The sequence below is a fragment of the Coxiella endosymbiont of Ornithodoros amblus genome (genome assembly GCF_019425495.1).
Lineage (GTDB): Bacteria > Pseudomonadota > Gammaproteobacteria > Coxiellales > Coxiellaceae > Coxiella.
Genome location: NZ_VFIV01000053.1, coordinates 1 through 8,945, shown reverse-complemented (window position 1 = coordinate 8,945; position 8,945 = coordinate 1). Strand labels below are relative to the sequence as shown.

Below are 8,945 nucleotides of genomic sequence, written 5' to 3'. Positions count from 1 at the left end.
TCATTCCCGTATGTAAGTTGCCACCGATCGGTGGCAACTTACATACGGGAATGACAGAACTGTAAGGGTCAAAATTAGAATTGCTTGTTGGGCACATCATTCCTTGATTTATCAAACAATGAAGAATATACTTAACACTTTTTTGGCGAACTATTAATAAGTTGGAGTAAATAACAGAATGGCAGCTCGTATTGCAGGTGTTAACATTTCGGTACAAAAACAGGCTCAGATAGCATTACAGGCTATTTATGGCATAGGCAATTCTCGTGCCGTGGAAATTTGTAAAGAAGTTAAGATTGATCCGGCTACGAAAGTCAAAGATTTGTCCGAAGCTGAACTAGATACATTACGGACCGAAGTAGGTAAATTTTCGGTAGAGGGGGACTTACGTCGGGAACGCTCCATGGACATCAAGCGTAAAATGGATTTGGGAACGTACAAAGGCATTCGTCATCGTCGCGGGCTCCCATTGCGGGGCCAACGGACACGAAGCAATGCTCGAACTCGCAAAGGTAAACGAAAACCCATACGATCTTAATGATTTTTAAAGAATAAAGGTATTTTCATGGCAAAGAAACGTTATCGTAAAGTGACTGAAGGGATTGCTCATATTAAGGCAACTTTTAACAATACGATGATCAGTGTTTCTGATCCTCAAGGAAATGTCTTGTGTTTTCGTTCCGCGGGCGGATCGGGTTTTAAAGGTTCGCGTAAAGGGACTCCTTACGGAGCACAAATGGCTTCCGAAGAAGTTGGCAGGTTAGCACGAGATAATTTTGACATGCGGCGAATTGCCGTGCGAGTAAAGGGCCCAGGCGCTGGTCGGGATTCTGCCATTCGAGGGTTGCGTTCGGCTGGTCTGGAAATTATCCATTTAGAAGATCGTACACCGTTACCTCATAACGGCTGTCGACCGCGCAAAAAACGACGAGTTTAGGAGGTACGAGTAGTGGCAAGGTATTTAGGTCCAAAATGTCGATTATCACGTCGCGAAAAAACTGATCTACAATTGAAAAGCGGCATTCGTTCAATCGATTCAAAATGTAACATCAAACGTATCCCTGGTATGCATTGGCAGCGTCGCGGTCGGACTACCGATTATGGGGTTCAACTGCGAATGAAACAAATGATAAAACGCTATTACGATGTATTCGAAAAGCAATTCGCTAACTATTACAAACAAGCCGATCGCTTAAAAGGCTCAACAGGCGATAACTTGTTAAAACTTTTAGAAAGTCGGTTTGATAATGTTGTGTATCGTATAGGTTTTGCGGCTACTCGAGCAGAAGCGCGTCAACTGATCAGTCACAAGGCCATACTCGTCAATGGGGAAGTCGTTAATATTCCTTCTTACCAAGTGAGACCGAGGGATATTATCGAAGTTCGCAGCCGAGCAAAAGGGCAACTCCGAATTAAAGGAGCTCTAGAGCTAGCACAGCAACGGGCGCCTATTTCGTGGATTGAAGTAGATACAAAAAAAATGACGGGTACGTTTAAAGAGCAGCCGGATGTGGCTAAATTACCTGCTGAATTTAAAGTTAACCTCGTTATCGAGCTTTATTCGAAATAAGGGGCTTAAAGCATGCAAAATATTCTTAAATCGTTTCTAACGCCAAAAAATATTCAGGTTCAAGCTATTTCACATTGTCATTTTCGTATCCTCTTAGAGCCGTTAGAACGAGGCTTTGGACATACCCTCGGAAACGCCTTACGTCGCATTTTACTTTCTTCGACGCCGGGTGCAGCCATCGTTCAAGCAGAAATCGATGGAGTTTTACACGAATACAGTTCTATTGAGGGTGTTCGCGAAGATGTGGTGGACGTTTTATTAAACTTGAAAGGTGTTGCGATTAAATTAGAAGGCCGCGAGGACGCTAAGTTAACCTTACATAAAAAGGGCGCAGGAACCGTCACCGCCGGAGATATTCAAACAGAGTCTGGTGTCAAAATTGTTAACCCCGACCACGTTATCGCCCATATTACTAAAGATGGCGAAATCAATATGACCCTTAAAGCAGCGATGGGTTGTGGCTATAAGCCTTCAAGTGCCCGCGCTACCAGCGATCAAAGTCGATCTGTAGGACTTTTGTTGTTGGATGCTTCTTACACCCCGATACGCCGAGTCACTTATTCGGTAGAAAATGCTCGAGTAGAACAGCGAACCAATTTAGATAAATTGATTATTGACCTCGAAACAGATGGTACTTTAGATCCTGAAGAAGCAATTCGTTTTGCAGCAGCAGTTTTGCAGCACCAATTGGCGGCTTTTGTGGATTTGAAGCAGAAAAGTGATCGTGACGGCGGTGGAAAAGAACGTAAAATCAATCCCTTGTTATTACGCCCCGTTGAGGATCTCGAATTAACCGTCCGTGCCGCTAATTGCTTAAAAGCAGAAAGCATTAATCATATAGGTGATCTAGTGCAATGCACCGAAAACGATTTGCTCAGGACCCCTAATTTAGGGAAGAAATCTTTATTAGAAATTAAGAGTGTACTTGCCCAAAAAGGATTAAGTTTAGGTATGGATATCAAAGGGTGGCCACCTGGTCACCAGCGGATTTAACTGACCAGTGATAAGGTATATAATTGTATCCTCTCCCCCTGGGGGGTAAGAGGGGCTCAAAATTCACTTCGGTAATTCTTTCTCTCCTAGCCTCTCCCGCAAGCGAGAAAGGAAGAGTGGGGGTTTTGTTGGGCACTAAGGGTATTGCTGCTCTTTCGTAGAGTAAACCAAATCAGTTTTTATAAACAACTATTATGTACAGGGTATGAACCATGCATCATCGAAAAAATGGTAGACATTTAAATCGGACAAGCTCCCATCGCAAAGCTATGCTGCGAAATATGGCGGTGTCGCTCTTTCAACATGAGTTGATTAAAACAACGTTACCAAAAGCGAAGGAATTGCGACGCGTGATTGAACCCTTAATTACCTTAGCTAAGAAAGATACGGTGGCTAATCGTCGTTTGGCTTTTAATCGTCTGCGGGATGACGCCATCGTCGCAAAGCTATTTAAGGAAATTGCACCTCGACACAAAGAGCGAGCAGGAGGGTATTGTCGAGTCTTGAAATACGGTTTTCGTAACGGCGATAACGCACCAATGGCGATTGTGGAATTAGTCGATCGTTAAGAATCGGAATCCAGTGAAGATCAACAATGAAATTTCTTTTCCGGTTTCAGGAAAAAGTAAGCAATTTACCACTCAACCAGCGTTGTTCAGCGCGATTGTTATTCTATTTTTCGTCTAGGGTTTCATCACCTTATTGAATGACTTGCTGATACCCATTTTAAGGGAGAGGTTTGATTTGAGTTATAGCCAGGCTATCCTAGTGCAATTTAGTTTCTTTTTTACTTATTTTCTTATGTCCTTACCGATGGCTTTTTTGCTCAACAAACTAAAATATCAAAAAGGTATTATTGTAAGGCTTTTTATTATCGCTTTGGGTTGTCTTATCTTTATTCCTGCTGATTTAACACTTACTTACGGGGTCTTTCTCTTTGGATTATTTATATTAGCAAGCGGTATCGTGATGTTACAGGTGTCCGCGAATCCACTTATCACTTTACTGGGTCCTATCAAAACATCTTCTGCTCGGCTGACATTAGCCCAAGGTGTCAATTCTTTAGGTTACGTGATTGCGCCGTTAATTTTCGATCGTTTTATTGTAGCCACAAATTTATACATTCCTTACATCATTATTGCCTTTGTTTCGATTGGGATAGCTTTATTTATAAATCGATTTAATTTCCGTCGTGTTGATGACCCTTTGGAAAAAGAGGAGAAAGACGAGATTATTGATTTTGCTTTATGGAAGTATCTTCCTTTTACTTTAGGATTGGTAGGCATTTTTTCTATGTAGGCGCTGAAGTTTCAGCGGGCAGTTTAATCGTTAATTACCTCCATCTGCCGCAAATTGCCAACTTCTCACTTTCTCATGCAGCGGAATACCTTTCGATATACTGGTGCGGCGCCATGATCGGCCGATTAATTGGTTCGTATGTATTAACCAAAACTGACGCGTCGAAAGTTTTAGCCGTGTGCGCCGTGGCCAATCTTCTATTATTGTGTGGCATTATTTTGATGACAGATAGGCCGGCCATGTGGTCCTTGTTGTTGTTGGGCGTTTTTAATTCCATTATGTTCTCTACTATTTTTTCGCTAGCCATTGCTGGGCTGCCAAACGAATCAATAAAAAATAAGGCGAGTGGATTTCTCATTATGGCCATCGTGGGTGGCGCTATCATTCCTGAATTACAAGGGTTGCTTGCCGATTATATCGGTTTACAACATTCTTTTATTTTGTTGCTTGTTTCTTATGTCATCATCACTGCTTATGGCGTTTACATAAATCAAACCATCAGTCGTTCTGATTTTCTTTAGTTTGTCATTTACTTTATATCTATTTAATATTTTTTTAGAGTTTTAAGATAGTATCTGGCGCTAAAATCTCTAAGAAGAAAAAATGAGAAATGAAAATCAAACTATTTTATCTGCTAATGAAGTTTCCTCATCTTCTTATGCTCTACTGTTATTCTCAATGTATTATTAAGTACCCCGTTTAAACGCTCGAGATCAATACTGCGCTAATTGTATAAAGAAAATTTTCTATTACCTTGAGGTAACAAAAACAGAAAGCAAAACAATTTTACTTAAGGCTATTTTTTCCAATATCGAGTTGCTCCATCAAAGTTTTATTTAGCTTCCGAAAGAGAAGTCTCCCTTCTTTTTCTCACTCTCCTTTCCGTTACGGCTTTATTGAGGCAAACTTTGCAATTAGTTCATTGGGAGTTCTCCGTGCCTTTGGTCAATGCTTTGCTTCATCTTTTAAATAATTTCCTCGGCTTTTCATTGCAATCAGGAAGGGAAAGGGAAATAAAAGCTTTGTTTAATGAGCGCCGCCTCGTTCTTTAAACCATGCTTACCTACAGAAGGAGCAACAACACAAGTGTTTCAAATAAATTCTCTACGCTCAGTGCGCTAGGAGACTACTGAAGAAGAGTGCGATTACCAAAAATGGTTCTCTCCTGATTTTAAAAGTAGTAAGAAACTGTTAAAGTAGCATTATATTAATATTAATTAAGCCTGCGGCAAATAGAGTGAGGGAGATGATTGCATGATTGTTCAACCAAAAGTTCGTAGTTTCATTTGCACCACTGCACATCCAGAGGGTTGTGCCAGACACGTTGGCGAATGGGTTAATTACGCTAAACAACGGTCTTTGCTTACGGGTGGTGCCCCAAAAAAAGTTTTAATCATTGGTGCCTCAACTGGCTTTGGACTTGCCAGCCGTATCGTGGCGGCTTTCGGTGGGAGAGCCAAGACCATCGGTATTTTTTTTGAAAGACCGGCTAGTGGGAAACGCACCGCTTCTACCGGCTGGTACAATACTGCAGCTTTTGAGGGAACCGCTCTTGCCGCCGGCCTCTATGCCAAAAGCATTAATGGTGATGCTTTTTCGGATGAAATCAAACAACAAACCATCGATTTGATTCAAAAGGATTGGCAGGGTGGCGTTGATCTCGTGATATATAGCATTGCTTCGCCCCGTCGTATTCATCCCCATACGGGAAAAATTTTTAATTCAGTGTTAAAGCCTATTGGGCAGACGTATCACAATAAAACCGTTGATGTCATGACGGGTGAAGTCAGTCTACTTTCAATTGAACCGGCAACAGAAAAGGAAATCAGAGATACCGAAGCGGTTATGGGCGGTCATGACTGGGCTTTGTGGATTAATGCGTTGTTCAAACATAATTGCTTAGCGGAAGGGGTTAAAACGGTAGCTTTTACCTATATTGGCCCTGAACTCACTCATGCCGTTTACCGCAATGGAACGATAGGAAGAGCAAAGCTCCACCTAGAAAAAACAGCTAAAGAGTTGGATAGTCAATTACAGTCGGTGCTAAGCGGTCAAGCCCTGATTTCCGTAAATAAAGCTTTAGTAACCCAAGCCAGTGCGGCAATTCCGGTGGTCCCTTTATATATTTCATTGCTTTATAAAATTATGAAAGAGAAAAATATTCATGAAGGCTGTATTGAACAAATGTGGCGTTTATTCAAGCAACGCTTATACTCCAATCAGAACATTCCCACAGATTCAGAAGGTCGTATCCGAATTGATGATTGGGAAATGCGTGAAGATGTGCAGGCAGAAATTAAATGGTTATGGGAATCCATTAACAGTGGCAACGTAGAAACGCTTTCTGATATTGCTGGCTATCGAGAGGATTTTTATAAACTTTTTGGTTTTGGTTTAAACGGTATCGATTATGAGAGACACGTTGAAATTGAGAAGGTTATTCCTTCCATAGCTGTCACTCCGAAAAATCCGGAGTGACAGTGATGCTATTAAAATGGAATATCATCATCAAAATCGGCCACCGAACTGTCCTCTCCAGCGGTTGGAGTTTGGCTGCTCGTTGGTGCGCTTTTTTTATTTGATACAAGGCCTTCTGAATGATTACCATAATTCCCAGTATTACCACCGCCGCCACTGCGGTGGTCCAGCATGTGCATCTCGTTGGCAATAATTTCAGTGGTATAACGATCGACTCCATTTTTATCTTGCCATTTGCGCGTTCGCAAACTGCCTTCTACGTAGATTTTCGAGCCTTTTCGCAAGTACTCACTGACAATTTCGGCTAAACGATTAAAGAAAGCAATGCGGTGCCATTCCGTACGTTCTTGCAATTCACCCGTTTGCTTATCCCGCCACGTGCTGCTAGTTGCTAACGTTACGTTTGCCACCGCATTTCCGTTTGGGGTATAACGCACTTCTGGATCTTGACCTAAGTTTCCTATTAAAATAACTTTATTTACACCTCTAGCCATTTACAATCTCCTAAATCTCCTAGTTTCTTAGTCCCGAATTAATGTTCTGCTAATTCCTATTGGCCTTTAGGTTACTCTGTCTGATCCATTTTCGCAATTCGTCTTCACTAATTATTTTTTTATCGATTTTAAAATAAATTAAATTTTCATGGTGTAAAATCGCGGTTTCAGCGACACCGGAAATTTTAGAAATGCTTTTATCAAACTGATCTAAATTTTGCTCCAAATAATTATCCATTTTTACGATAACCGTTGAAAAATAAGGAGGGTGTTGCATGGTTAAAGCAACCAATAACCAAATAAATCCAATGGCTGCGCAAAAAAAGAAAAGAGCAGCTAGATGGAAGTGACCGAACACCCAACCTCCGACGGTGCCGCCGATAAAGATGCCAAAGAATTGAGCGGAAGAGTAAATACCCATGGCGGTTCCCTTATGGCGAATTGGAGCAATTTTAGAAATCCACGAAGGCAAGGAAGCTTCTAGTAGTGTAAAAGCGGTGAAAAACACAAACAGGAGAATTCCGATTTGCATAAACGAGCGGTGAAAAAACAGTAGCGATAGTTGGCACGCGATTAGAAGCAAGATGGAAATAATAAAAAAAGGCTTTAATTGCCGCTTTTTTTCCACCACAATGATAAGTGGTATTATAGTAATAAATGCCAGCACCATAATAATTAAGTAAAGTAAAACCTGCCCGTGTTCTGTTAAATTCAGTCGTTGGCTTAATATAATGGGAATCCCGATGAACATGGCCGTTAGAATGCAGTGCAATGAAAAAATGCCAAAATCAAGTCGTAAAAGCTGAGTATTCCGCAGGACATTTTTAAGATAATTTTGTTCGGACTCTACCTCAGGATGAGCTAATGTCTGTGGAGGGGTAGGAACCACCGTAAAAAGAAGAATAAGTCCTAGGATAGCAAAAGCAAGTGTTGCCCAAAAAATACCCTCCAAGTGAAACCAGGCGTTAATAATGGGCCCAAGAATAATCGCAACAGCAAATGAAAACCCAATAGTCATACCCACCAGAGCCATGGCTTTACTGCGTTCCTCATCCCGCGTTAAATCTGCGATCATGGCTAATACTGTACTGCTGATGGCCCCCGCACCTTGGAGCGCACGGCCAAAAATAATCCCGTAAATAGAATGAGAAAATGCTGCAATCGCGCTTCCAGCGCCCAGTAACAGTAATCCCCCAGCAATAATGGGTTTGCGACCAATACGATCGGACAGCATTCCAAAAGGGATTTGAAAAAAAGCTTGCATAAATCCATAAACGCCAATAGCCACACCAATGAGCGCCGGCGTTGCATAAGGTATGCGATTCACATACAAGGCAAACACTGGCAGGAGCATAAAGAGTCCCAACATCCGAAATGATATAATAGCCGCCAGTGAGATTACGGCGTTTCGTTCTTTTGCATACATGTAAAATCCTTGATCAAAAGGGTCATTCTACTCTATAAAAAGTCGCCATGATAAGCCTAATCCTTAATTCCGTTGCACTTTGATAAGGGGTATAGGTTTGGAAGAGCTAATAAGGGGTGGCTGGTATTATCTTCACATCAGGGCTAGGTGTAGAGGTTTCGTACAGAAAAGGAGGCTGCTTCTCTTTCTTCAGGAGCAAGAAAGCAAAGATTTCAGAGAGTAGATTTTTTCGTAACTGGGATGCTTGAAAAACGATCGGTAAATAGGTTCATCTCCACTCTTGTCTCAAGGAGCCCAACAAGAACACCATTCTCTTAATTTTATTCTCTTGATCCATAGACTGTGATCTAACAGCCGACTCTTCGAATACCTCCAGCTCTTTAGTAAGCTCTATTATCTCATCTTTCAGCTTTTCGCTCATGCAATCCGAAAAGACAAAATCACTAATTCCTGTGCCTGCATTCGGGGATGCACTTATCGATACCCGTTTTGATATAGCCCAGGCAGGTGGCGACAGCAGCCAATCCAATAATGAATATTACTACAGCCGCGCTCCTTTGAAAAGTGCGCTCTTTAAAGGGGGCGTTATAATGCGCCAACACAGAATTTCTATTTTAAATAAAGAGCATGTGATGAAAGATATTAAAATACTTGGTGTTGATATTTATTGCAAAAGGGGTTTTCA

9 protein-coding genes and 1 pseudogene are annotated in these 8,945 nt (G+C 41.5%); 8 read left to right on the top strand and 2 right to left on the bottom strand.

The window, feature by feature from the left end:
* Window positions 1-178 precede the first annotated feature (178 nt).
* The 7 genes and pseudogenes from rpsM to fabV all read left to right on the top strand — a co-directional run bounded on the left by rpsM (window position 179) and on the right by fabV (window position 6,340).
* Entirely contained in the window at window positions 179-538 is a 360-nt protein-coding gene (gene rpsM / locus FIV31_RS06370; RefSeq protein WP_280124194.1) for a 30S ribosomal protein S13, read from the top strand.
* A gap of 27 nt (window positions 539-565) precedes the next feature.
* Window positions 566-937: a 30S ribosomal protein S11 gene (rpsK, locus tag FIV31_RS06365; protein WP_280124193.1), complete on the top strand. Its 372-nt coding sequence runs from the start codon at window positions 566-568 to the stop codon at window positions 935-937.
* Window positions 938-949: 12 nt separating this feature from the next.
* A complete protein-coding gene (rpsD, locus tag FIV31_RS06360) occupies window positions 950-1,570 on the top strand; it encodes a 30S ribosomal protein S4 (protein WP_280124192.1) in 621 nt (206 codons plus the stop codon).
* Between the two features lie 12 nt (window positions 1,571-1,582).
* Complete coding sequence (locus tag FIV31_RS06355) at window positions 1,583-2,563, top strand: DNA-directed RNA polymerase subunit alpha (RefSeq protein WP_425278275.1); 981 nt, start codon at window positions 1,583-1,585, stop codon at window positions 2,561-2,563.
* Window positions 2,564-2,775: 212 nt separating this feature from the next.
* Window positions 2,776-3,132 carry a 50S ribosomal protein L17 gene (rplQ, locus tag FIV31_RS06350; RefSeq protein WP_280124191.1) on the top strand — a complete coding sequence of 119 codons (357 nt, stop codon included), beginning with the start codon at window positions 2,776-2,778 and terminating at the stop codon, window positions 3,130-3,132.
* Window positions 3,133-3,151: 19 nt separating this feature from the next.
* Window positions 3,152-4,383 (top strand): annotated as a pseudogene (locus tag FIV31_RS06345) (sugar MFS transporter).
* A gap of 733 nt (window positions 4,384-5,116) precedes the next feature.
* Window positions 5,117-6,340 (top strand): enoyl-ACP reductase FabV, encoded by a 1,224-nt coding sequence (gene fabV / locus FIV31_RS06340; RefSeq protein WP_280124190.1) that lies wholly within the window; start codon window positions 5,117-5,119, stop codon window positions 6,338-6,340.
* A gap of 11 nt (window positions 6,341-6,351) precedes the next feature.
* Here the strand turns inward: fabV and ssb are convergent, their stop codons facing one another.
* A complete protein-coding gene (ssb, locus tag FIV31_RS06335) occupies window positions 6,352-6,834 on the bottom strand; it encodes a single-stranded DNA-binding protein (RefSeq protein ID WP_280124189.1) in 483 nt (160 codons plus the stop codon).
* Between the two features lie 49 nt (window positions 6,835-6,883).
* Window positions 6,884-8,260, bottom strand: coding sequence for an MFS transporter (locus FIV31_RS06330; RefSeq protein WP_280124188.1), 1,377 nt, complete (start codon window positions 8,258-8,260; stop codon window positions 6,884-6,886).
* Window positions 8,261-8,679: 419 nt separating this feature from the next.
* On the opposite strand from FIV31_RS06330, the gene FIV31_RS06325 reads away from it, so the two are divergent.
* Window positions 8,680-8,945 (top strand): hypothetical protein (locus tag FIV31_RS06325; protein WP_280124187.1); only part of this gene is annotated, 266 nt, incomplete at its 3' end.